Genomic DNA, 24,209 nt, shown 5'->3' on the forward strand with positions numbered 1-24,209 from the left:
TTGGAGGAATAAGGATGAATAGAAGGGATTTTATTAAAAATACCGCTATTGCAAGTGCTGCTAGTGTTGCAGGGCTTAGTGTTCCAAGCTCTATGCTTGGCGCGCAAGAAGAAGATTGGAAATGGGATAAAGCTGTTTGTAGATTTTGTGGAACTGGCTGTGGAATTATGATAGCTAGAAAAGATGGCAAAATCGTAGCAACAAAAGGTGATCCTGCAGCACCCGTAAATCGCGGACTTAATTGTATCAAAGGTTATTTTAATGCTAAGATCATGTATGGTGAAGATCGTCTTGTTATGCCTTTGCTTCGCATGAATGAAAAAGGCGAATTTGATAAAAAAGGCAAATTTCAACAAGTTTCTTGGCAAAGAGCCTTTGATGAAATGGAAAAACAATTTAAAAAAGCCTACAATGAACTCGGCGTTACAGGTATAGGGATTTTTGGTAGTGGGCAATACACTATCCAAGAAGGTTATGCTGCTTTAAAGCTTGCAAAAGCGGGTTTTAGAACAAATAATATCGATCCAAATGCAAGACATTGTATGGCCTCTGCAGTGGTTGGTTTTATGCAAACTTTTGGTGTAGATGAGCCATCAGGCTGTTATGATGATATAGAGCTTACAGATACTATTATCACTTGGGGAGCTAATATGGCTGAAATGCACCCAATCCTTTGGTCAAGAGTAAGTGATAGAAAACTAAGCAATCTTGATAAGGTTAAAGTTGTTAATCTAAGCACTTTTTCTAACCGTACTTCAAATATTGCTGATATTGAAATTATTTTTAAACCAAATACAGATTTGGCTATTTGGAACTACATAGCAAGAGAGATTGTTTATAATCATCCAGAGGCTATGGATATGAAATTTATCAAAGATCACTGCGTATTTGCAACTGGTTATGCTGATATTGGTTATGGTATGAGAAATAATCCAAATCATCCAAAATTTAAAGAAAGTGAAAAAGATACGGTTGAAAAAGAAAATGTAATCACTTTAGATGATGAAGAGGCTACTTCTTTATCTTATCTTGGCGTTAAAGCGGGTGATAAATTTGAAATGAAACATCAAGGTGTGGCTGATAAAAACTGGGAAATTTCTTTTGACGAATTTAAAAAAGGTTTAGCCCCTTATACTTTAGAATACACTGCAAGAGTAGCCAAAGGTGATGATAATGAGTCTTTGGAAGATTTTAAGAAAAAACTTCAAGAATTAGCTAATCTTTACATAGAGAAAAATCGCAAAGTCGTAAGTTTTTGGACTATGGGCTTTAATCAACACACAAGAGGTTCTTGGGTAAATGAACAAGCTTATATGGTACATTTTTTGCTAGGAAAGCAAGCTAAACCAGGTAGTGGAGCCTTTTCTTTAACAGGACAGCCAAGTGCCTGTGGAACAGCTAGGGAAGTAGGAACTTTCTCACATCGTTTGCCTGCAGATATGGTTGTAGCCAATCCAAAACACAGAGAAATTTCTGAAAAAATTTGGAAAGTTCCTGCAAAGACTATCAACCCAAAACCAGGTTCTCCTTATCTTAATATCATGAGAGATTTAGAAGATGGAAAAATTAAATTTGCATGGGTGCAAGTGAATAATCCATGGCAAAACACTGCAAATGCAAATCACTGGATTGCAGCAGCAAGAGAAATGGATAATTTTATTGTTGTAAGTGATTGTTATCCTGGAATTTCAGCAAAAGTAGCTGATCTTATTTTACCAAGCGCTATGATTTATGAAAAATGGGGTGCTTATGGTAATGCTGAAAGAAGAACTCAACATTGGAAACAACAAGTCTTACCTGTAGGTGCTGCCATGAGTGATACTTGGCAAATTTTAGAATTTGCAAAACGCTTTAAGCTTAAAGAAGTTTGGAAAGAGCAAAAAGTGGATAATAAGCTTACCTTGCCAAGCGTTTTAGAAGAGGCAAAAGCTATGGGTTATAGCGAAGATGATACACTTTTTGATGTGCTATTTGCCAATAAAGAAGCAAAAAGCTTTAATCCAAACGATGCCATCGCAAAAGGCTTTGATAATACCGATGTTAAAGGTGATGAGAGAAAAATTCAAGGCAGTGATGGAAAAGAATTTACAGGCTATGGCTTTTTCGTTCAAAAATACCTTTGGGAAGAATATCGTAAATTTGGCTTAGGACACGGACATGATTTAGCGGATTTTGATACTTATCATAAAGTAAGGGGTTTAAGATGGCCTGTGGTTAATGGCAAGGAAACACAGTGGAGATTTAATACTAAATTTGATTATTATGCTAAAAAAGCGGCTCCAAATTCAGATTTTGCTTTTTATGGTGATTTTAACAAAATGCTTACAAATGGGGATTTAATAGCTCCTAAAGATGAAAAAGAGCACAGTATTAAAAATAAGGCTAAAATTTTCTTTAGGCCATTTATGAAAGCACCTGAAAGACCAAGTAAAGAGTATCCGTTCTGGCTTGCAACAGGAAGGGTTTTAGAGCATTGGCATAGTGGAACTATGACTATGCGTGTGCCTGAGCTTTACCGTGCTGTGCCTGAAGCACTTTGCTATATGAGTGAGAAAGATGGAGAGAAATTAGGCTTAAATCAAGGTGATTTGGTCTGGGTGGAATCTCGTCGTGGTAAAGTAAAAGCAAGAGTAGATATGCGTGGAAGAAACAAACCGCCTGTAGGACTTGTGTATGTGCCGTGGTTTGATGAGAATGTATATATCAATAAAGTTACTTTGGATGCGACTTGTCCGCTTTCAAAACAAACTGACTTTAAAAAATGTGCTGTAAAAATTTATAAAGCTTAATTTAGGGTTTTGATTAAATGAAAGGTAGAAGAGAATTTTTCGTTAGTGCCTTTAAGGCTGCATGTTTATGTACAGGAGGTGGATTTTTGGCTAATTTGGCTTTAAAAGCTGATGATAATTATGCCTTGCGTCCTCCTGGGGCTGAAAATGAAGCTAGATTTTTAAGTAAATGTATTCGTTGTGGGCTTTGTGTAAAAGCCTGTCCTTATGATACTTTAAAGCTTGCTAGCTTGTTAGATAGTCCAAAAAATGGTACGCCTTTTTTTAAGGCAAGAGAAATTCCTTGTTATCTTTGCAAGGATATTCCTTGCATTAGAGAATGTCCAACTGATGCTTTAGATAAAAAGCATTTAGAGCAGGGTATAGAATCTTTGAAAATGGGTATTGCTATTGTTGATAGTGCTTCTTGTGTGGCACACTGGGGAATTCAATGTGATGCTTGTTATAGAGCTTGTCCTTTGATAGATAGGGCTTTAAAACTTGAGCTTAAACGCAATGAACGCACCGCCAAACATGCTTTTTTACTACCTAGTGTGGATCATGAAGTGTGTGTAGGTTGTGGGCTTTGTGAACTGGCTTGTATTACTGAAAAACCGGCCATTCGTGTTTTGCCAAGGGAGTATGTATTGGGAAAAGCAGGATCTCATTATGTAAAAGGCTGGGATGAAAAAGATGAAGGTCGTATAAAAAATGCAGATACTTCAAAACATTTTAATGTTAAAAAAGCAACCAATTATTTAAATGATGGAGAACTGTGATGAAGTATTTAATTGCTAGACGCATCGTTCAGCTTGGAATTTTAGCGCTTTTTAGTTTTAAAGCTACAGATTTTATCTTGCAGGGAAATTTAAGTTCTTCTAGACTTTTTAATACCATACCTTTAAGTGATCCTTTTGCAGTTTTGCAAATCATTCTAGCAAGCTGGAGTATAGATTTAATGGCTTTAATAGGAGCTTTGATTATATTTTTTATCTATGGTTTGCTTTTAGGAAGGGTTTTTTGCTCTTGGGTTTGTCCTGTTAATTTAATCACAGATTTTGCTGCTTTTGTGCGAAATAAATTAACCCTTAATAATAAATTTTTAATTTTGCCTAAAAATTTACGCTATTTTGTATTGGTCTTGGTTTTAGTCCTTTCTTTTGTATTTTCATTGCCTGTGTTTGAAAGTTTTTCTTATATAGGAATGATACATAGAGGGATTATTTTTGCTACAAGTTCTTGGATTTTTGTAGCCTTTATACTTTTTTGTATCGATACTTTTTTAAGTCCTAGGGCAATTTGTTCACATTTTTGTCCACTAGGAGCTTTTTATGCTTTTATTTCTCGTTTTGCTTTGCTTAAAATAAAGCATGATAGTGATAAATGCACTAAATGTTATGAATGTATCCGTATTTGTCCTGAAAAACAGGTTTTGTGGATGGTTGGAAAAGAAAGTACTAGCGTGAAATCAGGAGAGTGTATAAGGTGTGCAAGATGTATAGAAGTTTGTAATGATGATGCTTTGAATTTTAATATTTTTGATTTAAGGAATAAATGATGAAGAAGAAATTGGTTTTATTAGGAAGTGCTGCAGTGGTATTTTTTGCCGCTTGTGCAATGAATAGTGGGGTAAGTTCAGAACAAATTGGACTTAGAAAAGCAAGTTTAGAAAATGAAAATAAAGTAAATTTAGTGGAGGCAAATTTCACAACTTTACAGCCTGGGGAATCTACTCGTTTTGAGCGTTCTTATGAAAATGCACCACCATTAATTCCGCATGCTATTGAAGATTTGTTACCTATAACTAAAGATAACAATATGTGCTTAAGCTGCCATGATAAGGCTATAGCAGCAGATGCTGGTGCAACTCCACTTCCTGCTAGTCATTATTATGATTTTAGACACAATAAAACCACAGGAGATATGATTAGCGATAGTCGTTTTAATTGCACTCAGTGTCATGTTCCACAAAGTGATGCAAAACCTTTAGTGGGAAATAGCTTTAAACCTGAATTTAAAAATGAACAATTAAAAAGTCGTTCAAATTTAATTGATGTGATTAATGAGGGTGTAAAGTAAATAAATGAAAAAATTTCTTTTTATTTTGAGTCTTTTTTGTGTTTTGTCTTATGCTTATGAGCTGAAATTAAATGCCAATATAACAGCTTTAAAGCTTGATAAGCAAAACTTATATATAGGCACTGATAAAGGTGAAATTTTGCAATATAACATTAAAGATAAAAGTTTAAAAGAACTTTTATCTTTGCCAAAGATTAAAAATTATTATGGTGATGATTTTGCTAAAATTTACAACATTGATATTTTTAAACATACACTTTTAATACTTAGCGAGGGTGATTTTGGTGCTAAAAATTTAAGTTTTTATAAGGAAAATTTACAAATCAAAAAGCTCGAAGAAAATAGCATAATAAAAGCATTTTTTATCAATGAAAATACTTATCTTTTGATTTCTATTGGTTCTGAAATAGAATTGATTGATAAAAGTTTAAAAAATATAAAAAAATTTAATTTTTCCCATTCTAGTCTTAATGATGCAGTTTTAAATGAAGATAAGAGTAGACTAATTGCAGGTTTTGAGAGTGGCGAAGTAGAACTTTTTGATTTGAAAAATTGGAAGATGTTGAAAAACTATGATAAAATGCATAAAGATAATATCTATCAAGTAGATTTTAAAAATAATGTTATTTTAAGTTGTGGAACGGATAGGCGTATAGGAGTTGTAAAAAATGAAGAACAAAATTTTTTACAAAAAGATTTTTTGATATATACTTGTGCTTTAAGTCCTAGTGGAGAATTCGCTGTTTATAGCGATAATGAAGCTGGAGTTAGTGAAGTTTTTAGCACAAGTGATTTTAAGCCTGTTAAAACTTTTAATAATGAAAATTTGATGAGTGAGTTTATTATTTTTTTAAACAATAAAGATTTTATCGTTTCAGGCTTTGGTGATAGTATAATGTTTAGGAGTATTGATGAATAATCTTTCTAGTGTTTTGATTTTAGCAAAAGAAGAATATATAAATGATTTAAAAAAGGCTATATCTGAAATTCCTTTTTGTTCTGTAGAACTTTGTGAAAATGAAAAGATTATAGTTGTGATTGAAAGTGAAAATTTAGAAGATGAGTTAAACTCTTATAAAATGCTTGAGAAATTGCCAAATATTATCAGTATTAATATGGTTTTTTCTTATCAAGATTTAAATGATGATATCCAAAAAGCAATCAATAGCGGCGCAATAGAAACGATAGAAAAAAATGAAAATGCTGAGAATGTTCGCTACTATGGTAGTGTATTTAATCAATTTTCTTAAAGTGTAAAGATGGTATTTTTAATCCCATTGCTTATTATAATTGGTGTTATTTTTGGAATTGATTATGTGTATTTTAAAAATCAAGATTTAAAAGCGCAAGTTAAAAAAGAACAAAAAGAATTAAATTCTAGTTTAGAGAAAGAAAAAAAAGAATATATAGAAAAACTGTTTAAAACAAAATAGACATTAAAAAACATCTTATTTTCTTAAAGATAAATTAAAAAGCTTTTTGCTAGAATTAAAGAAAAATTTTAGGAAACAGTGATGAAAAATACAGTCACTGAAGCTTCTATCTATGAGGCTCAAGGGTTAAAAGACGAAGCTTTAGAAATTTATAAAAATATCTTAAAAGAAGATCCGGATAATCAAAACGCTATCGATGCGGTTCGTCGTCTTAGTGGTTTTAGATCCAAGCATAAAGACTTAAACACTCAAATGTTGGATTTTTTTATTAATATGAAAAGCGATGAAGAAATTAATGAATTTAAAAGGTGGTTGATAAAAATATGAATTTGGAAGATTTAGCTAAAAAAACCATTAGCGAAGTTAGCTCTATCATGGAAGAGCAAAGAAGACAAAATGAAATTTTAAAAGAACAAGAATTAAATAGAAAAACTGAAATAAAAGATGAATTACCACCTATGGAGTTTGTATGCGAAGAGCTTGATACTCCGCAAGACTTAGAAGATAAAATTTCTATGGCAAAATTTGAAGAAGAGCAAAAAATACAAAATAATATTGAAATTTCTACTCAGGAAAATAAAGAGTTTAAAAAAGAAGAGCCTTTTTTACAAAGTGAAATTTTAAATCCTAGTGTTATGACAGAGGTTCAAACGCTTAATGAGGATATTTTTTTAAAACATCTTAGAGAGAGAATTTTAGTTCTTTTTGAAGGTTTAAATAGCATAAAAAAAGATGATCTTGAAAATAGGTTAAACTTGACCATAAATTTTTTAGAGTTTTTACTTGCAAATATCGAAGATAAGCTTAAAAAATAATCCCGATTTACAGTTTATTGCTGAGTTTTTAACGCCTTATACCAAACGAGCGTATTTGGTTGGAGGTAGCGTTAGGGATTTGTTTTTAGGCTTAAAAATTTGTGACTATGATATAGAGCTTTATGATATAAAACCTAAAGATTTTGAAAAGATTATGCAAAAATTGGGCGCACAAGGCTTTGGAAAAAGTTTTTTTGTGTATAAGTTTAAAAATTATGATTTAGCTCTTGCTAGAACCGAAAATAAAATAAGCTATGGACATAAAGGTTTTGAAGTTCAAATTTGTAATGATGAAAAACTTGGCGCCAAAAGACGCGATTTTACCATAAATTCTATGATGATTAATCTTTTTAACGATGAGTTTTTAGATTTTTATGGAGGATTAAAAGATCTAGGAGCAGGCTTTTTAAGGCATATTGATAAACAAAGCTTTCAAGAGGATAGTTTAAGAGTATTAAGAGCGGTAGTATTTGCTTCAAGGTTTAACTTTAAGATAACTAGCGAAAGCTTGAAATTGATGCAAAGTATGGATATAACTGATCTTAGCAAAGATAGGATCAATGCAGAGCTTTATAAATTCTTTAAAAGTCCTAGACTTGATGTCGGCTATAGATATTTACAAGAACTTGGCTTAGAGAAACAGGTTTTCGGCTTTGAGAGTGTTTTTAAGAGTTTGGAATTTCAAAATTTACTCAGACAAAGTAGAGAATTTGTAAAAAGCGATGCTTTATTCTTGTATTTGTATTTGAATTTTTTTAATTTAGAAAAAGATATATTTTTTAAAAGAACTAAACTTAAAAAAGAATACCTAAAATACGCAAATCAAGCTTTTTATCTTGATGATATAAGTGATTTTGAACTAGCAAAAATTGCTTTTGAAATGCCTTTGAAGGAATGGCTTGGACTTTGGAGTAAAAAGCGTATTGAGCAAGCTAAAAGATTAGGGCTTTATGAGAATAAGTTTGAAAGTAAAATTTTAGCAAAAGATTTCATAAATGCTGGATTTTGTGGTAAAATTCTTGGCCTAAAGCTTCAAGAAGCAAGAGAGAATGAATTAAAAGAATATATAAAAGGTTTAGCTAAATGATTTCTGTATTAAAAATTTGCACCAAAGATCAAAAAGGTTTAATCTATAGAATTTCTGATGTTATTTTTAAATATCATATCAATATAGTAAAAAACGATGAATTTGTAGGCGAAGGAATGTTTTTTTTTCGTGCTCTTTTAGAAGGTGAGTTTGATAAAGAAGCTTTTATAGGAACGCTTGAGGCTATGCTTGGACAAGAAGCCTTGATAGAGCTTTGCGAGAAGAGAAAAAAAGATATTGTTGTTTTTGCTACTAAAGAAAGTCATTGTTTGGGAGATTTGCTAATAAAGCATTATAGTAACGAACTTGAAGCAAATATCAAAGCTGTGATTTCAAATCACAACTCTTTAAAGGATTTAGTTGAGAAATTTGAAATTCCTTATCATTTTATCAGCGCTGAAAATTTAGATCGTAAAGAGCAAGAAAATCAGATTTTAAAATGTCTTGAACAATATAAATTTGATTATTTGGTTTTAGCAAAATATATGCGAATTTTATCTCCTGATTTTGTTAGGCATTTTGAAGGCAAGATTATAAATATTCACCATTCTTTTTTACCTGCATTTATAGGAGCAAATCCTTATAAACAAGCCTTTGAAAGAGGGGTTAAAATAATTGGAGCTACGGCACATTTTGTAAATAATAATCTTGATGAAGGTCCTATTATCACTCAAGCTGTTTCGCCTGTAAACCATGAATTTACTTGGCAAGATATGCAGCAAGCAGGTAGAAATATAGAAAAAGATGTTCTTTCAAAAGCACTTGATTTGGTTTTTGAAGATAGAATTTTTATACATAATAATAAAACTATAATATTTTAATGCGATAATTTTACTATAGTTTTATTTAAAGCATTAAAAAAATAATCAATATTCTCTTTTTCATGCGTATAATGCAAGCTTATTCTTAACCAACCTGGTTTTGTTTTAAGTTTTTGATTATCTTTTAAGCCTAGCAAATCATGACCATAAGGCCCAGCACAAGCACATCCAGCGCGTGTTTCTATGTGGTATTTTTTACTAAGTTCGTAAGCGATATCAAAAGGAGAAATTCCTTTGATATTGAAAGCAAAAATAGGCAATCGGGTTTTTAAATTCTTTGCGTATAAAATTAAATTAGGTATAGTTTTTAGTTTTTCAAAAAAATAATCTTTTAAAATTTCTTCTTTTTTTTCTATATTTTTAACCCCTATAGAATCTTTGATTTTAAAAGCTAAGCTAGCGCGAATGAGTTGTAAAATTCCAGGTGTTCCTCCTTCCTCTAAAGCTTCTTCATTACAAAGGTAGCATTGTGAAGTGCGAGAAACATAGCCCACAGTTCCACCTGCTGCAAAGCTAGGCTTGTTTCCACAAAGATCTTTTTTGATAGCTAAAAGTCCAGAACCGCCAATACCACCGATTAATTTATGAGAACTTATAAACAACGCATCATAGTATTGACAAGATATGTTTTTATAGGGAATAAAACTAGATGCATCAAAAGCAACTATCCCTTTAAATTTACGAACCATTTCAGAAATGCGTTTGTAATCACTTAGTATCCCAGTAACATTTGAAGCTAAAGAAAAGCTAGCGATTATTTTTCTTTTTTTGTTTTTTTGTAAAGTTTTTTCTAGAAAATCAAAATCAATTTCCCCATTTTTATCCAAGGGAATTCTAATACATTCGCACAAGCCTTCTCGAAATGAAAGTTCATTAGAATGATGCTCATAAGGCCCTACGATAACTAAAGGTAAAGTATTTTTATCAATTTGCGTAAAATATCTTTCTTTTACAAGAGGGGGAATGTAAATGCCGATCAATTCTTGAAATTTTTTAATAGCACTGCTTGATCCTGTTCCGCAGGCTATAAGGGCAAAATTTTCATCTAATGATAAACTTTTTTTTATATCTTTTCTTGCTTGTTCGTAAATTTGTTGAGTTTTAAAAGAATTTAAAGAGCTATCAGAATGTGTGTTTGCATAGGTTGGGAGAATTTTTGAAATTTCTTTTTCTACACATTTTAGAGCTAAAGCACTTGCTGTGAAGTCAAAATGCAAAATACCTTTTTTTAAGATCAATTCTTTTTTTAAATCTGAAATTTGCAAATACAATCCTTATAAAAATTTGCTAAAATTATACTATAAAAATGCTTTATAAAAGGAAAAATATAAAATTTAAGAACTTTGTAGATTTGCATAAGAATTTGTCTTTAAGTAAGCTTTTTGATTTTTATAGTGTGTTTGAAGGTTTTGAAAAATTAAACATTTTAAATTTTGAAGACGATGTATTTACAAATATAGAGCGAATTTTGCTTGATGATTATCTAAAAATTAAAAGTTATTTCGCCTTGGATGAAACAAGTTCTTACGCTCTTACTTTACTAGCTAAAAACAATCGCAAGCGTTTTTCTATCAATAGAAAAATTCAGCATTTTAAAGCTTTATCTACACTTAAATATCTTTTAGAAACAGGTATAATAAAACTTGAGTATAGTAAGGAAGCTAAAAAAATAAAAGATAAAAGACAAAAAATCAAAAAAGAACTAAGATCTTATGTTGTCCAAGATAAGATTATATTTAACAACCATTTTACTCGTTTCTTTTTTTATTTTTTAAAGCCCAATGAAAAGCTTATTTTGCAAAATCGCTATAAAGAAGTTTTAGAATGCATTAAGGAAAAATTTGAACTTTATCAAAGTTTTTGTTTTGAACAGCTTTCTAGAGAATTGCTTGAGAAAAAATTCAATATCAATGGAGTGCAAAGTTACTGGGATAAGAATTTAGAACTTGATCTTTATTATCAAGATGAAAATTTGTGTTTTGTCGGAGAAGTTAAATTTAAAAATAAAAAAATTTGTAAAAATATTTTAAATCTTTTAAAATCAAAAGCAAAGTCTTTAAATTTGGCTCCAAATTATTATATTATAATCTCAAAAAATGGTTTTAGCAAGGAATTTGATAAAATATGCGAACAGAATTTGCTTTTACTTGATTTGAATGATTTTAAGATTTTATTAGAGGAATGATAAATGAATGAAAGTATTTTAAAAAGTTTAGACTCAAATGAAAAAGAAACCCTACAAAAAGGCTTAGAAAGTCTCATAGAACAAACTTATGTAATAGAAAATGAATACAAAACTTTAAATGAAAACTATAATTCCTTACGCGCAATGGTTGATGAGATTATAGAGGTGTTGCCTAGTGCGCTTTGGATTTTAGATAAAGAAAAAAATATTATTTTACAAAATCAAGAAGCCTTGAAAAATCCAAAATTACTTAGTATCATTAGTCTTGATAAAATTCGCGATGAGCTTGAATTTGAAGGTAGGTTTTATGCGGTAAAAATCATAGCACATAATGAAAAAACTATAGTTTCAGCTACAGATATTAGCGATGAAAAACGCAATGAAAGGCTTGCAAGCATGGGTAGTGTAGCGGCTCATTTGGCACATGAGATAAGAAATCCTATTGGATCTATATCTTTACTTGCTTCAACCCTTTTTGCTCGTAGTGAGCTTAAAAATAAGCATATAGTTCTTGAAATCCAAAAGGCTATTGCCAGAGTAGAGCGTATCGTAAATTCAACTCTACTTTTTACTAAGGGTGTACACATCAATGCTTTAAATTTTAATCTTTTAGAGTTAAAAGAAGAGTGTGAAAGTGCCATTAACTCTTATAATTTCACTTCTCAAATAGACTTTGAAATATCTTTTTTGGATAAGCAGATTTGTGCTGATAAAGCTCTTTTTGGTTTGGTTTTGCAAAATTTGATTTATAATGCTATTGATGCGATAGAAGAAAGCGAATGTGAAAAGCCTATGATTAAAATTTTAGCAAGTTGTGATAATGAAAAAATATGTATCAGAGTGTATGATAATGGTTGTGAAATAAAAGATGAGAAATTGGTTTTTGAAGCTTTTAAAACAACAAAACTTAAAGGCAATGGGCTTGGCTTGTCTCTTTCTAAAGAAATCATAAACGCTCATAAGGGAGAGTTAAGTTTTCAAAGTGATCCTAAGAATTTTTATTTTACCTTACCTTTGGTGTGATAAATATTTTCTTTTCACCCCAAAATGGAACAGATTTTGCTTATATTATTTTAATATATTTAGATTGAAGGCAAAAAATCTAAATTAAGGAATTAATATGAGTATCTTTAGTATCAATGATAACTCAAACTATGGTTCTATACTTTCACAAGCAAAAGCTAATAAAGAAAGTAAAGAAAATTCTAAAATAAGTTTTGCTAATGCTTTTTTAAAACAAAATGCCAGCAAGTTAAGTGATATAGAAAGTAAAAATTCACAAACTCTAGCAAGAAGTGAAATATTAAGTAACAACAATGCATTAAGCAATAATTCAAATTCTACTAATATATCAAATAGTAGTAATACTAACCTTAGTATTAATAATGCTACTAAAACAAGTTCTCCTAATTATGATATATCAAGTGAATTTAAAAACTCTATTTATACTCTAAAATATAAACAAGCAGATTTAAGCACTGATACAGCCTATGGTTATAGTGTGGATAAAGATGGTTATATGGGAAGTGATTTTAACAAAGCCGCAGGATTACCTGAAGATTTTAAGATACATAAATCTACTTTGGATGAGATAGAGAGATTTAATCAACATGGTATGGCTGATGAAACTAGTGGTAATTATTATAATAGTTTTGATATGGCTTCTATTGTTAAATCCCATTATAATAGTTTTAATCAAGTAATAAGTGCATTTCCAAATGATAAAACAAGTTTTAGCGAAGCTGATTTAGAGCAATTACCAAAAGGACTAAATGATGGTTGCAATCAAAACAAAGAATATATTGTAACACATATATTTAACGCAGAACAATTTCACGAAGCACAAGCGATTAAATATTCTACTATGAATTTGGGTATGAACCTTATGAAACTTGACTTTTCTCCACAAAGCATGGAGCAAGGACCTTCAAATGAAGGTGAATTTAATCCTGATATGTCAGTTTATCCACAAAATGAAGATGGAAATTATTCTAAAGAAGCTTTATTTATGAGTTTTTTAAAATCCTATCCGCCTTTTCCATCTCCAAATCAAGTTGTTTTTAGTCCTGAAGCAAAAGTTTGTGAAGCAAAACTTGAGCTAGAAATGAAAGCAAATCCTTCTTTTGATATTTCCTTAGATGACATTATGACAGGCAAAGTAGATTTTGCAAGTTTATTAAAAGGCTATGCGCAAGATGGTTGGCTTGATGCAGGTATTTATGCAATGGAAAAAGGAGTTAAATGGCAAAATGTATACGTAGGCAGTGGAATCTCTTTTGATAGAGAATTTCATCAAGCAAAAGCTAATGGTTGGAAAGCAAGTAATGAAAGTATAAATTCTTTTGTAAATAATATAATGGATAGATTTAATAATCTTATAGGGCAGACTAGGGTTTAGGAAGTATTTGCACGAAGTCAAATTAAAAATGATGACATTTGCAAATACTTATGCAAATCACATAAAGCTAGGTGCATCGTTTGAAAAGAGTATCAAATCTCCGTGTTTTGTTTCTTTAGCTAGAGTTTGAACTAGCTGACTCTTTTCTTTAAGTATAATGGTTTTTATTTTTAACTCTTTTTTGAAAATTTCAGCATTGATTTGTGCACTAATGATAGCAAGATCAAAACACTCATTGATGATTTTAGCAAGTTTTATATTTTCTTCTTCGCTTACTTCTACTATACCAGGACTTACTAAAACTTTGCGTCCTTTATAGCTTTTACAAAGTTTATAGCTTGTGCTCATACCTTTAAAATTTCCATTAAAACCATCATCTATGATAAATTTAGGCTCTCTTGAAAGCACTTGCAAGCGATGTTCTACGGAATTTATATTTAAAACTTGCTTTTGAATTTTTTCTAGTTTTATGCCAAGATAATGAGCACAAAGTATACAAACACAAAGATTTTGCGCATTAAAATCCCCTAAAATTTGACTTTTAAAATCATAGGATTTATTTTCTATATCGACTTTAAATTCTAAACCTTCAAGACTTGAATGAATAAGACTTAATTTATCATCATAAAGGCTGATGAGTTTATCTTCTTCTTTTTGGGTGCTAGAGTGTAAAAAAGCCTTTTCTAGTCTTTTGGAATTTAAGGCTTCAAGTTTGGTTGAGCGGATATTTTCAACACTTTTAAAATACTCTAAATGTGCATTGCCTATCTCTCCTACTATGCTGATTTGAGGTTGTAAAAAATGCGTGATTTCATCGATATCGCCTTTAAGTCTAGCACCTGCTTCAGCTATGTAAATTTGAGTATCTTGACTTAAATTAGCATTGATATCAGCAATTATACCTAGCAAGGTATTGACAGAGCGTGGTGTTTTGTAGCTTTTAAAGTCATCTTTTAAAAGTTCGTATAAAAAATTTTTAATACTTGTTTTTCCAAAACTTGCGGTAATGAGTATGATTTTTAAATTTTCATTGGCTCTTAGTTTGGCTTTGGCTTGTTTTTTATAATATAAATTTGTAAAAAACTCATAAATTTTAAGACTCAATAAAGCAAAAGGAAGACTAAAAAGATTAAAAAGAAAAGAAAAACGCAAAGCAAGGATGGTAAAAATAGCATTATAAACAAAAACAAAAACAAAAAACCATTTAACCTTACTTGTAAAAACAAGCTTTTTATCTATGTCTTTATTCCAAAAATACAAAATCGGAGTATGGATCAATGCAAAATATGCCAAAGAGTATAAAGGAAAAGCTAAGAATAAAAAATAAGGGATAAATAAAAAATACAAATGCCATAAAGGTTTATGATAATGAAAAAACACGCGTTTAAATTTATAAGAATACCATTGTAAAGCACTCATAAGATAAAAAGCTATACAAAAATTAAAAAATAAAGAATTGATAAAATAAAGAGTATTGATAAGCATTTAAATTTCCTTAATTTTTTGAGCTATGAAAGCAGAATATTTTAAAAAGAAAAAATGATCCCCCTCTAAAGGATAAAAAGTGCTATTTTTTAAAAGTTGATGCATTTTTTCACCACAATACAAAGGCGTGGCTTCATCGCTTTTTCCCCAAAAAACCAAGCTTTTAGCCTTTTGCTTGGCAAAAATTTCACCAAAATCCTCATCAACAACATTTTTAAAGGTTTCATACATCATAGGGCTAAGATTTGCTCCATCTTTACTAGCAAAATAGCGATAAAATTTTCCCAAACCAAAGAGTTTTAAAATTTTAAAAATACGGATTTTAAAACGCACTTTTAGGGATTTTTTAGCTAAAATTCCTGCACTTGAAAGTAAGATTAGGGTGTCTTTTTCTTTTGCGAGTAGGGTGCTTACTTTTCCACCAAAAGAATGCCCCATGAAAAAACAGACATTGAGTTTTTTTTGTTTTAAAAAAAGTTCTGTGATATTGGCATAATCTTGAGTGTTTAAAATTTCTTCCACACTTGAATTTCCAAAACCCGCCAAATCCATATAAATTTGACAAAAGTCTTTCAAAAAAGGATAAAAACTTTGCTTCATAAGTTCTTTATTGGCTCCCCAGCCGTGTAAGATAAGTATTTGCGGTAAGATAAGATCACCTAAAATTTCATAAGAAATTTGATAAGTTTTGTTTTTATAAGAAAGTTGAGTTTGAGCCATTTTAAGCCTTTTGATTTTTGTAGATATTTTCTAAAAGTTGCATGGCGTTTTGTAAGCGTTCAAATTCCTTCATGCTAAGCATTACAGCTTCAAATTTGTTATTTTTTAAAATAACTATTTTTCCACTTTCGCTTTTTTTGAGTTTTTCCATAATGGGGCTAAAATTTCTTACCACTTCGGTGGCAGTGTAAATTTCATCTTGTTTAAAAGAGAGCATTTTTCTTCCTAAAATACGCTAAATTTTATGTATAATTTAGCGTATTTTGACTTAAAAGCTTATAATTTTCCTTTTTGTCCGTTGATAGAGTGAAGGAAGTTGTAGCTGATTTTTATCATTTTTTCAAGTGAAATTTGATCAGCTAAAGCGTTTAAAGTAGTACTAAAATCTTTAAAAAGATAATTAGCCAAAGAACCAGGATTTGGGTTGATTTCATTTAAATATATTTCATTATCCAGTATAAAAAAATCGCAGCGTATTAAAGCACCTTTAAACAAAGGATTGTAGATCTTTTTAAAACTATCTTTGAGTTTTTCTTTTAATTCTTCGCTTAAATTTGCTTCTATAAGCTCATTGTGTCCTGAAAAGCTAAGATATTTTTGTTCAAAGTCTAAAAATTCTTTTTTCTTTGGCTCTTCTATGATGGAAAAAACAAACTCATCATTGATCATACATCCTGCAAGATTGTATTCTTTGATATTGTTTTTAAATTCTTCCACTACAAGATCATTATCAAATTCAAAACCTACATCTTTGGCGTATTCTAAATCTTTTTCATCTTTTACTATACTAATACCTATGCTACTTCCAAGTCTTGCAGGTTTGATAATGCAAGGAAAACTAAGCTTTTCTTTAGAGTTTTGCCCTTTTCTTACCATGGTATAATCAAGTGTTTTTACTCCAACGCTTTTGGCATAAAGTTTGGTAAGTTCTTTGTTGAAAGATAATACGCTGGCTTCAAGCCTAGGTCCTATAAATTTAATAGAATAAAACTCAAATAAAGCTGCAATTTTTCCATCTTCTCCATCTCTACCATGGATAAGATTGATCACGCACTCGCACTCTAGTTTATTTTCTTTTAAAAAGCCTTTGCTAAAAAAACCTCCTTGTTTGATGAAAAGTTCTTTTTCTTTTTTATAAGCTTTGGTGCTAAAAGTTTTAGAATTCATTTTTTCACTTGGGATATGATAAAATCTTCTTTCTTCATCACAAAAAATAAATTCTAAATTTTGATTGATAACTTTTTTAAGTACTACAGCACTTACTATACTGATCTCATGTTCATAAGAATTTCCGCCAAAAAGTATTGCAAATTTCATTTTATTCCTTTATCCTAGTTTTTTAAGAGCTTCTTTGATGAGTTCGCTTGTGCCTGTTGCTTGAGCACTTGCTAAAACACTTATGATTTTTTCTTGTTTAAAGCCTAGAGTAAGAAGTGCGGCTAAGGCTTCACTTTTATCATCGCTTACATTTTCAAGTTTGGTTTTTGTATCTGAAAGTTCTATTATAATGCGTTTCGCACTTTTTGGACCTATACCAGGTACTTTTTTAAGTACGCTTTCATCGCCTAAACTTAACGCTTTGTAAAAAGAATTTACATCAAGACTAGAGCATACCGCCATAGCAGTATTTGCACCCACTCCATTGACTTTTAAAAGCATTTCAAACATTTTTTGTTCATCTTTATCCAAGAAGCCATAAAATTTATTAGAATCTTCTTTGATGATTTGAGTAATAAAAAACTCATGCTTTTCTTGAGTTTGAATTTTAGCAGAACAAAAAAGCGAAATAAATATCCCATAACTTAAACCACTAGCACATTTAACAATGATAAAAGTAGGTTCTTTTTTTGTGATTATTCCTTCGATGCCGACAACCATGCTATATCCTTTTCTTCATAATCTAATTTTTTATGTATTTCTATACTTTCTTGGTTGTTTTGTATGACTTTTTTAATACCTATAAATTTAGCACTTTCATTAACAAATGAAGAGTAAAAAATATCTTCTTTAGGTTCTAGAAGTGAAAATTTGATCTCATTCATGTCAGTCCATTTGCCGCTTTTATTTATAAAAGTTGCTTCAAAAAGCATTTTTTGCAAATTGATTAATTCTAATTGTAAAGATTTTTTGCGTTCAAGAAGTTCTTTTTCTTCATTTTGTAGTTTATTTAATTCAAGATTTTGTAAAGAGAAATCTTTTAGGGCTTTTTCGTATTGTATAGGAACATTTTGACCTTGATTTTTAAGTTCTGTTATCTTTTTTTCAACGCTTAAAATTCCATTTTTGCTTGATAAAATGTATTGTCTTATTTTATTCATTTTATGATTTAACTTAGAAATTTGCTCTCCTAAAATCGCAAATTCTTCATCATAATTTTTATCAAGAGTTTTAATTTTAGCATGAAATTTATTGTTATCCCCGTTGATGCGTTCTATTGTGGTGTTTTCAAAAAACACACAAGAATTATTACTTTCTAAATTTTCTATATAGATTTTATCAGCTTGTATATTTCCGCCTAAACTTTTTTTAATTCTCACTTCTTTAGCTTTGATTGTTCCACCTTCGAGCAAATCTATATTTAAAATTTCGGCTTCTACAAATCCTCTATGAGTTTTTATATAGGCTTGTTTGGCTTGAATTTTGGCTTTAGAATGTGTAGTGCCTTCAATTTTCATTTTAGCGGCATTAAGTTGAGTGTTGCTTCCTACGCTTCCGACTACATTTAATTCTTCACATTCTATCCCAACCCCAGAATTTACAGCATCTTTTACTTCTGAAAGAAATTTTATATTGATTTTGACATTTTTGTCTAGTCCAGCTCTTATAATCCCTATATTTTTAAAATCTACTCCATTAAAATCTAGTTCATTGGCAATATCAAATTTTTCACCATCTTGTACTACATAACCTTTTTTTAAGGCTATATATTCTGTGTATCCATCTTGCTCTACTTGTTTAAAAGCCGAAGAACAAGAAAATTTAACTTTATTTTCATTTGCGGCTAAAACTTTTAAGGTGTGTAAATTTAAGTCTTTTCCTTCTTTACCTTGTTTAAATTTAGCGTGTTTTAAAACAACTTCATTTTCATCAACAACAATAATACCTGAGCGTTTTTCATCGATAGTGTAGTTTTTGGTTTTTTCTTTATAAGTCAAGATCAGAGATTCATCTTGACTTTCTATAGGATCAATACCTTGTGCAACGGTGATTTGTATAGTTTTATTTAAAGGGGTGTTTTTATGTTGGTTGCAAAAAGACATTAATTTTTTCTTAAAATCAAAAATGCGGATACCTATTAAAAATTTAAGTTTCAACATCTTTTTATAAATATTTTGCAAAAGTTCTAGTGCTAGTTTTTCATGAAAGTCTAAATTTGTAAAATCAATTTGAGCAACTATTTTGGTTAAATTTTTATTTGCAACTAGTTTGACTGCTTGAGATGCTTTGCTTTGGTTTATACCGTGGAAAATTTCTATTTTGTATTCTTGCTTGATTTGAAGATCATTTTTTAAAAAAATTTCATCTTTATCAAAAAGAGTTAATTCTTTTTCAGAGATTTTTTCCCATTCTAAATCTCCAAAACGATATTGTGTAGAAAATGCCAATAAACTAAAATCAAGCTCATTTAAGTTAAGGTTTGTTCGTGAAGCTACGCTTAAAAGCTCTCGAGCTGGATTTTCTGTATAGGCAATAATTTTTTCATCCAAAGCCAAAACTTTCCCCTTGTAAAAAATTAAGAATGTAATTATAGTCAATTTTTAATCAATTTTAGTTAAAATAGTTCTCTTTATATTTTGAAATTTATGAAAAAATTTAATGAAGAGTTTAGTATTTAAAAATTTTATTATCAATGCTTTAGGAATTTTATTTTCAAGAATTTTAGGGCTTGCTAGAGATGTTTTAATAGCGCTTTTTTTAGGAGCAGGGCTTTATAGTGATATTTTTTTTGTGGCTTTAAAAATGCCTGCTTTTTTTAGAAGAATTTTTGCAGAAGGGGCTTTTGGACAAAGTTTTTTACCTAATTTTGTAAAAGCGAAAAAAAAAGGAGCTTTTTGTGTTAGTGTAATGATGCAATTTAGCCTTATAGTTTTTTTATTTTGTCTTTTGGTAAGTTTTTTCTCCTCTTTTTTTACTAAGCTTTTTGCTTTTGGGTTTAACGCAGATACTATAGCTTTAGCGGCTCCTTTGGTGGCGATTAATTTTTGGTATTTGTTTTTTATTTTTTTAGTTACTTTTTTAGGAGCTATTTTAAATTATAGACAAAAATTTTTCATTACCTCTTTTTCTGCGGCATTATTTAACTTAAGTATTGTTATAGCTGCTTTTTTTGTGGATAAAAATGCACCGCAAAATACACTTTATTATTTTTCTTATGCAACGGTTTTAAGTGGGGTGGCACAGCTTATTTTACATTTGCTTGTTTTAAAAAACAATCCTGTAATCCGTGCTATGGCTTTAAGTATAAAATTTAAAAAAGCCAAGGCGAAATTACAAGGTTTTTATGGCAATTTTTTTCATGGAGTTTTAGGTTCTTCTGCGACTCAATTTAGCTCATTGCTTGATACAACTATAGCTAGTTTTTTAATGAGCGGGAGTATTTCTTATCTTTATTATGCAAATCGTGTCTTCCAGCTCCCCCTGGCACTTTTTGCTATTGCTTTAACTCAAGTTTCTTTTCCAAAAATTTTAAAACATTTAAAAAGTGATCAAGAAAATTTAGCCTTAAAATTTATGCAAAGAGCATTAGCACTTTTAAGCATTTTGCTTATTGCTTCTAGTATTGTAGGTTCTGTGTTTGCTTTGGAAATTTCAAAGCTTTTATTTGAAAGAGGAAATTTCACTCACGAAGATAGTGTGATTACGGCTTATGTTTTGATTGCTTATCTTATAGGGCTTTTACCTTTTGGTTTGCAAAAGCTTTTTTCTTTGTGGCTTTATGCAAAATTTAAACAAAAAACAGCAGCTTGGATCGCGGTAAAATCTTTAATTATCAGTGCTTTATGTTCTATGGCTTTTATATTTTTGATTAAAGATGAAAGTTTAAAGGTTATTGCAGTGGCACTTTCAAGCTCTATTAGTGCTTTTTATTTGCTTGGAGCTAATATCAAAGAATTTGGTTTTAAGAAATTTTTTGCTTTAATATCTATTAAAATTTGCTTATTGGTTATAGTTGCTTTGATTGTTTTTACAATCTTACTTATTTTGATTAAACCTTATATTTTAAGTTTTTTTATAGGAATTTTTACAAGTTTTAAAGGAGTTTTTTAATGAGATTATTAGATAGTGTAACAAAAGAGAAAATAAAACTTGATAAAAAAGATATTAGTATTTACTTATGCGGGCCTACGGTTTATGATGATGCACATTTAGGACATGCAAGAAGTAGTGTTTGTTTTGATCTTTTGCGTAGAGTTTTACTTGTTCAGGGCAATAGGGTAAAATTTGCTAGAAATTATACAGATATTGATGATAAGATTTTGAAAAAAATGACACAAAGTGGTCAAACTTTAGAGGAAATTACGGAATTTTATATCAAAAGTTATGAAGAGGATATGAGGACTTTAAATGTATTAGATCCTGATTTTAAGCCTCGTGCAACGCATTATATAACAGCTATGCTTGATTTGATTAAAAAGCTTGCTAAGGATGGGTTTGTTTATACTCTAGAAGATGGAATTTATTTTGATACAAGTAAAGATGAAAAATATTTAAGCCTATCAAATCGCAATTTAGAAGAAAATATTTCTCGTCTAAGTAATGAAGTGCAAAAAAGAAATGAAAGCGATTTTGTGCTTTGGAAATTTGATGAAAATTTTTACGAAAATGAATTTGGCAAAGGGCGCCCAGGTTGGCATACTGAATGTGTTGCTATGATTGATTCTATTTTTGAAAATACTCTTGATATACATGCTGGAGGGATAGATTTGCTTTTTCCTCATCATGAAAATGAAGCTGCGCAATGTCGTTGTGGATGTAAGAGAAAATTAGCAAATATTTGGCTTCATAATGGTTTTGTAAAAATCGATGGCGAAAAAATGAGTAAAAGTTTAAATAATAGTTTTTTCATAAAAGATGCTTTAAAAGAATTTATGGGCGAAGCTTTAAGATTTTATCTTTTGAGTTCTCATTATAGATCTCATTTTAATTATTCTTTATTGGATTTAGAAAATGCTAAAAAACGTTTAGATAAATTTTATCGTCTTAAAAAAAGATTGGATTTAGGTGAAATTTCTGATTTTGATGTTTTAAATGATATTGAAATAAAAAGCGAAATTGCTAAGCAAATTTTAGAGATTTTAAATGATGATTTAAATGTTTCTAAAGCCTTAGCTCTTTTGGATGATTTTATCAGTAGTGCAAATTTAGAGTTGGATAAAGAAAGCAAAAATAAAATTTTAAAACAAAATATCAAAGAAGCTTTAAGCGAGCTAGCTAAAATTTTTGGCTTTGGTTTTATGGATACAACTTTATATTTTCAATGGGGTGTAAGCAAAGAAGAACGAGAAGAGATTGAAAAGTTAATTTTAGAAAGAACTGAGGCTAAGAAAAACAAAGATTTTAACACAGCTGATGCAATAAGAGAGCAATTAAATAGTAAAAAAATCACTCTTTTAGATACTCCAAATGGAACAATTTGGGAGAAAATAAATGCATAATGAGATGAATTTAAAAGAGGTTTTAATACGCTTTAAGCCCTTTTATAAAAGATATTGGAAACAATTTGCTATAGCTATTTTTGGTATGATTTTAGCAAGCGGAGGAACTGCTGGAAGTTTTTATGCTTTAGAGCCTATTTTAAATTATATTTTCGTTGAAAAAAATGAAGCTTTACTTTATACAGTGCCTTTTTTGCTAGTATTGATGTATTTTTTTAAAAATCTTGGAACTTATTTACAAAGTTTTTATGTTTCCTTTATAGGAACAGATATGTTAAGAGTATTGCGTGCTAGGGTTTTAAAAAATGTTTTACGCTTGGATATGGATTTTTTTAAACGCTATAGAAGCGGAGAGCTTGTAAGTCGTTGTACTAATGATATTAATGCACTTCAAAGTATAGTATCAAACATTATTCCTGATTTTTTTAGAGAGCTCTTAACTGCTATAGGACTGCTTGCGGTAGTCTTGTATCAAAGTCCTACTTTGGCTTTTTTTGCTTTAGTGATTTTGCCTTTAGCTATTTTTCCTTTGGTATGGTTTGCTAAAAAACTTAAAAAATATGCAAGAAATATACAAGAAACAAATTCGGATTTACTTTCTTATTTGGGTGAAATTTTTTCAAATATTGAATTGATCAAAGCTAATGATAATGAAAAAAAAGAAAGTGATAAATTTGCTAAGCATAATGATACTTTATGTAAATTAAACCTAAAATCCGCACGTATTGATGCACTTACAAGTCCTTTAATGGATATGATGGGTTCTGTTGGGGTTGCTGTGGTGATTATTGTAGGGGGTAGAGAGGTTATCAATGGTTCTATGAGTGTGGGAAGTTTTATCAGTTTTGTTTCGGCACTTTTTGCGATATATACTCCTTTAAAGCGTCTTTCGTCTTTATATGGAAAACTTCAAGGTGCTGTTGCGGCAAGTGAAAGAACTTTTTATTTATTGGATTTAGAACCTCAAATTAAAGGTGGAAGCAAAGAATTAAAAAACATTGAAAAAATTAGCTTTGAAAATGTTGAATTTGCTTATGAAAACCCGCATAAAAGTGTTTTAAAAGGCGTAAATTTTGATTTTGTTAAAGGGCAAATGCTTGCTCTTGTAGGGACAAGTGGGGGTGGTAAATCTTCTATTATTAATCTTTTGATGTATTTTTATGAAAAGCAAAAAGGTAAAATTTTACTTAATCAAGAAGATATTAGCACTTTTACCATAGAAAGCTTACATGCTAAAATAGGACTTGTAACGCAAAATATTTATCTTTTTAATGATAGTTTTGCTGCAAATATTGCTTATAGCGAAGAGTTAGAAGAAGAAAAAGTCATCCAAGCTTTAAAATTGGCCAATGCCTATGAATTTGTTAAAGAAATGGGCGGGATTTGGGCTGAAGTGAAAGAACATGGTAAGAACTTAAGTGGAGGGCAAAAACAAAGAATAGCAATCGCTAGAGCTTTATATAAAAATCCTGATGTGCTTATTTTTGATGAAGCAACTTCAGCTTTGGATAATGAAAGTGAAAAAGCAATAGTTAAAACTATAGAAAACTTAAAACAAGACAGATTGATTTTAGTGGTTGCACATCGTTTAAGCACTATAGAAAATGCAGATAAAATAGTAGTATTGGATAAGGGCAAGGTATTGGCAATAGGTAAAGATGAAGAGCTTTTGCAAACTTGTTCTTTGTATCAAAAATTTAAAAGCAAAGAAAAAACAAAGCCTAGCTTTAGTTAATTTTAGTTAGAATTTCAAAAAGGATTA

General features: G+C 30.1%; 24 protein-coding genes. 17 read left to right on the plus strand and 7 right to left on the minus strand.

Annotated elements, in window-relative coordinates:
• Positions 1–14 precede the first annotated feature (14 nt).
• The 11 genes from napA to purU all read left to right on the plus strand — a co-directional run bounded on the left by napA (position 15) and on the right by purU (position 9,003).
• Positions 15–2,789: a periplasmic nitrate reductase subunit alpha gene (gene napA, locus FBF22_RS03805; RefSeq protein ID WP_002852404.1), complete on the plus strand. Its 2,775-nt coding sequence runs from the start codon at positions 15–17 to the stop codon at positions 2,787–2,789.
• Between the two features lie 17 nt (positions 2,790–2,806).
• Positions 2,807–3,547: a ferredoxin-type protein NapG gene (gene napG, locus FBF22_RS03810; RefSeq protein WP_002852504.1), complete on the plus strand. Its 741-nt coding sequence runs from the start codon at positions 2,807–2,809 to the stop codon at positions 3,545–3,547.
• Entirely contained in the window at positions 3,544–4,326 is a 783-nt protein-coding gene (napH, locus tag FBF22_RS03815) for a quinol dehydrogenase ferredoxin subunit NapH (RefSeq protein WP_010891886.1), read from the plus strand. Before napG ends, napH begins: the two co-directional genes overlap by 4 nt.
• Positions 4,323–4,847 carry a nitrate reductase cytochrome c-type subunit gene (locus FBF22_RS03820; RefSeq protein WP_010891887.1) on the plus strand — a complete coding sequence of 175 codons (525 nt, stop codon included), beginning with the start codon at positions 4,323–4,325 and terminating at the stop codon, positions 4,845–4,847. The genes napH and FBF22_RS03820 overlap by 4 nt, the downstream gene beginning before the upstream one ends.
• Before the next feature lie 4 nt (positions 4,848–4,851).
• Positions 4,852–5,766, plus strand: coding sequence for a WD40 repeat domain-containing protein (locus tag FBF22_RS03825; RefSeq protein ID WP_002852557.1), 915 nt, complete (start codon positions 4,852–4,854; stop codon positions 5,764–5,766).
• Positions 5,759–6,097 (plus strand): chaperone NapD, encoded by a 339-nt coding sequence (locus FBF22_RS03830; protein ID WP_002852435.1) that lies wholly within the window; start codon positions 5,759–5,761, stop codon positions 6,095–6,097. The genes FBF22_RS03825 and FBF22_RS03830 overlap by 8 nt, the downstream gene beginning before the upstream one ends.
• Before the next feature lie 9 nt (positions 6,098–6,106).
• Positions 6,107–6,280, plus strand: coding sequence for a Sec-independent protein translocase subunit TatA2 (gene tatA2 / locus FBF22_RS03835; protein WP_002859817.1), 174 nt, complete (start codon positions 6,107–6,109; stop codon positions 6,278–6,280).
• A gap of 78 nt (positions 6,281–6,358) precedes the next feature.
• Positions 6,359–6,607, plus strand: coding sequence for a tetratricopeptide repeat protein (locus FBF22_RS03840; protein ID WP_002859818.1), 249 nt, complete (start codon positions 6,359–6,361; stop codon positions 6,605–6,607).
• Entirely contained in the window at positions 6,604–7,095 is a 492-nt protein-coding gene (locus FBF22_RS03845) for a hypothetical protein (RefSeq protein WP_002856776.1), read from the plus strand. Before FBF22_RS03840 ends, FBF22_RS03845 begins: the two co-directional genes overlap by 4 nt.
• Positions 7,064–8,182 (plus strand): CCA tRNA nucleotidyltransferase, encoded by a 1,119-nt coding sequence (locus FBF22_RS03850; RefSeq protein ID WP_165433286.1) that lies wholly within the window; start codon positions 7,064–7,066, stop codon positions 8,180–8,182. The genes FBF22_RS03845 and FBF22_RS03850 overlap by 32 nt, the downstream gene beginning before the upstream one ends.
• Positions 8,179–9,003: a formyltetrahydrofolate deformylase gene (gene purU / locus FBF22_RS03855; RefSeq protein WP_002885176.1), complete on the plus strand. Its 825-nt coding sequence runs from the start codon at positions 8,179–8,181 to the stop codon at positions 9,001–9,003. Before FBF22_RS03850 ends, purU begins: the two co-directional genes overlap by 4 nt.
• On the opposite strand, the gene FBF22_RS03860 is transcribed toward purU, so the two are convergent.
• Positions 9,000–10,274: an aminotransferase class V-fold PLP-dependent enzyme gene (locus FBF22_RS03860; RefSeq protein ID WP_021137666.1), complete on the minus strand. Its 1,275-nt coding sequence runs from the start codon at positions 10,272–10,274 to the stop codon at positions 9,000–9,002. The genes purU and FBF22_RS03860 overlap by 4 nt on opposite strands.
• Positions 10,275–10,309: 35 nt before the next feature.
• On the opposite strand from FBF22_RS03860, the gene FBF22_RS03865 reads away from it, so the two are divergent.
• From FBF22_RS03865 to FBF22_RS03875, 3 genes are all read left to right on the plus strand, one after another.
• Positions 10,310–11,188 carry a DUF234 domain-containing protein gene (locus tag FBF22_RS03865; RefSeq protein WP_079264893.1) on the plus strand — a complete coding sequence of 293 codons (879 nt, stop codon included), beginning with the start codon at positions 10,310–10,312 and terminating at the stop codon, positions 11,186–11,188.
• Positions 11,189–11,191: 3 nt separating this feature from the next.
• Positions 11,192–12,211: a fla regulon two-component system sensor histidine kinase FlgS gene (flgS, locus tag FBF22_RS03870; protein WP_165433285.1), complete on the plus strand. Its 1,020-nt coding sequence runs from the start codon at positions 11,192–11,194 to the stop codon at positions 12,209–12,211.
• 97 nt (positions 12,212–12,308) lie between these two features.
• Positions 12,309–13,586, plus strand: a complete 1,278-nt coding sequence (locus tag FBF22_RS03875) for a hypothetical protein (protein WP_002885305.1) — start codon at positions 12,309–12,311, stop codon at positions 13,584–13,586.
• Positions 13,587–13,643: 57 nt separating this feature from the next.
• Here FBF22_RS03875 and murF read toward each other — a convergent pair whose 3' ends face one another.
• The 6 genes from murF to FBF22_RS03905 are packed head-to-tail and all read right to left on the minus strand — an operon-like array spanning position 13,644 to position 19,504.
• Positions 13,644–15,071 (minus strand): UDP-N-acetylmuramoyl-tripeptide--D-alanyl-D-alanine ligase, encoded by a 1,428-nt coding sequence (gene murF, locus FBF22_RS03880; protein ID WP_002871725.1) that lies wholly within the window; start codon positions 15,069–15,071, stop codon positions 13,644–13,646.
• Positions 15,072–15,791 (minus strand): alpha/beta hydrolase, encoded by a 720-nt coding sequence (locus tag FBF22_RS03885; protein ID WP_165433291.1) that lies wholly within the window; start codon positions 15,789–15,791, stop codon positions 15,072–15,074.
• Position 15,792: 1 nt separating this feature from the next.
• Entirely contained in the window at positions 15,793–16,008 is a 216-nt protein-coding gene (locus FBF22_RS03890) for a type II toxin-antitoxin system Phd/YefM family antitoxin (protein ID WP_002852622.1), read from the minus strand.
• Between the two features lie 59 nt (positions 16,009–16,067).
• Entirely contained in the window at positions 16,068–17,108 is a 1,041-nt protein-coding gene (locus FBF22_RS03895) for a D-alanine--D-alanine ligase (RefSeq protein WP_002869413.1), read from the minus strand.
• 9 nt (positions 17,109–17,117) lie between these two features.
• Complete coding sequence (gene ruvA / locus FBF22_RS03900; protein ID WP_002871726.1) at positions 17,118–17,669, minus strand: Holliday junction branch migration protein RuvA; 552 nt, start codon at positions 17,667–17,669, stop codon at positions 17,118–17,120.
• Positions 17,645–19,504, minus strand: coding sequence for a flagellar assembly protein A (locus tag FBF22_RS03905; RefSeq protein ID WP_002884907.1), 1,860 nt, complete (start codon positions 19,502–19,504; stop codon positions 17,645–17,647). The genes ruvA and FBF22_RS03905 overlap by 25 nt, the downstream gene beginning before the upstream one ends.
• Positions 19,505–19,607: 103 nt before the next feature.
• Between FBF22_RS03905 and murJ the strand changes: the two genes are divergently transcribed.
• From murJ to FBF22_RS03920, 3 genes are read left to right on the plus strand one after another with little or no spacing between them, the layout of a single operon-like run.
• Positions 19,608–21,059 (plus strand): murein biosynthesis integral membrane protein MurJ, encoded by a 1,452-nt coding sequence (gene murJ, locus FBF22_RS03910; protein ID WP_002872969.1) that lies wholly within the window; start codon positions 19,608–19,610, stop codon positions 21,057–21,059.
• Positions 21,059–22,447 (plus strand): cysteine--tRNA ligase, encoded by a 1,389-nt coding sequence (gene cysS / locus FBF22_RS03915; RefSeq protein WP_002884909.1) that lies wholly within the window; start codon positions 21,059–21,061, stop codon positions 22,445–22,447. The genes murJ and cysS overlap by 1 nt, the downstream gene beginning before the upstream one ends.
• The gene (locus FBF22_RS03920) at positions 22,440–24,182 is read left to right on the plus strand and encodes an ABC transporter ATP-binding protein (RefSeq protein ID WP_002858782.1); all 1,743 of its coding nucleotides are present in this window, start codon (positions 22,440–22,442) and stop codon (positions 24,180–24,182) included. Before cysS ends, FBF22_RS03920 begins: the two co-directional genes overlap by 8 nt.
• Positions 24,183–24,209 lie beyond the last annotated feature (27 nt).

The sequence above is a fragment of the Campylobacter sp. CFSAN093260 genome (genome assembly GCF_012890095.1).
GTDB lineage: Bacteria > Campylobacterota > Campylobacteria > Campylobacterales > Campylobacteraceae > Campylobacter_D > Campylobacter_D jejuni.

Bases quoted from the DNA above. Each gene is read 5' to 3' on its own strand.
- murF (WP_002871725.1), bottom strand. From the start codon at position 15,071: ATGCTTATCAATACTCTTTATTTTATCAATTCTTTATTTTTTAATTTT.
- murJ (WP_002872969.1), top strand. From the start codon at position 19,608: ATGAAGAGTTTAGTATTTAAAAATTTTATTATCAATGCTTTAGGAATT.
- FBF22_RS03820 (WP_010891887.1), top strand. From the start codon at position 4,323: ATGATGAAGAAGAAATTGGTTTTATTAGGAAGTGCTGCAGTGGTATTT.
- flgS (WP_165433285.1), top strand. From the start codon at position 11,192: ATGAATGAAAGTATTTTAAAAAGTTTAGACTCAAATGAAAAAGAAACC.
- tatA2 (WP_002859817.1), top strand. From the start codon at position 6,107: ATGGTATTTTTAATCCCATTGCTTATTATAATTGGTGTTATTTTTGGA.
- cysS (WP_002884909.1), top strand. From the start codon at position 21,059: ATGAGATTATTAGATAGTGTAACAAAAGAGAAAATAAAACTTGATAAA.
- FBF22_RS03830 (WP_002852435.1), top strand. From the start codon at position 5,759: ATGAATAATCTTTCTAGTGTTTTGATTTTAGCAAAAGAAGAATATATA.
- ruvA (WP_002871726.1), bottom strand. From the start codon at position 17,669: ATGGTTGTCGGCATCGAAGGAATAATCACAAAAAAAGAACCTACTTTT.
- FBF22_RS03885 (WP_165433291.1), bottom strand. From the start codon at position 15,791: ATGGCTCAAACTCAACTTTCTTATAAAAACAAAACTTATCAAATTTCT.
- purU (WP_002885176.1), top strand. From the start codon at position 8,179: ATGATTTCTGTATTAAAAATTTGCACCAAAGATCAAAAAGGTTTAATC.
- FBF22_RS03865 (WP_079264893.1), top strand. From the start codon at position 10,310: ATGCTTTATAAAAGGAAAAATATAAAATTTAAGAACTTTGTAGATTTG.
- FBF22_RS03890 (WP_002852622.1), bottom strand. From the start codon at position 16,008: ATGCTCTCTTTTAAACAAGATGAAATTTACACTGCCACCGAAGTGGTA.
- FBF22_RS03920 (WP_002858782.1), top strand. From the start codon at position 22,440: ATGCATAATGAGATGAATTTAAAAGAGGTTTTAATACGCTTTAAGCCC.
- FBF22_RS03825 (WP_002852557.1), top strand. From the start codon at position 4,852: ATGAAAAAATTTCTTTTTATTTTGAGTCTTTTTTGTGTTTTGTCTTAT.
- napG (WP_002852504.1), top strand. From the start codon at position 2,807: ATGAAAGGTAGAAGAGAATTTTTCGTTAGTGCCTTTAAGGCTGCATGT.
- FBF22_RS03895 (WP_002869413.1), bottom strand. From the start codon at position 17,108: ATGAAATTTGCAATACTTTTTGGCGGAAATTCTTATGAACATGAGATC.
- napA (WP_002852404.1), top strand. From the start codon at position 15: ATGAATAGAAGGGATTTTATTAAAAATACCGCTATTGCAAGTGCTGCT.
- FBF22_RS03845 (WP_002856776.1), top strand. From the start codon at position 6,604: ATGAATTTGGAAGATTTAGCTAAAAAAACCATTAGCGAAGTTAGCTCT.
- FBF22_RS03875 (WP_002885305.1), top strand. From the start codon at position 12,309: ATGAGTATCTTTAGTATCAATGATAACTCAAACTATGGTTCTATACTT.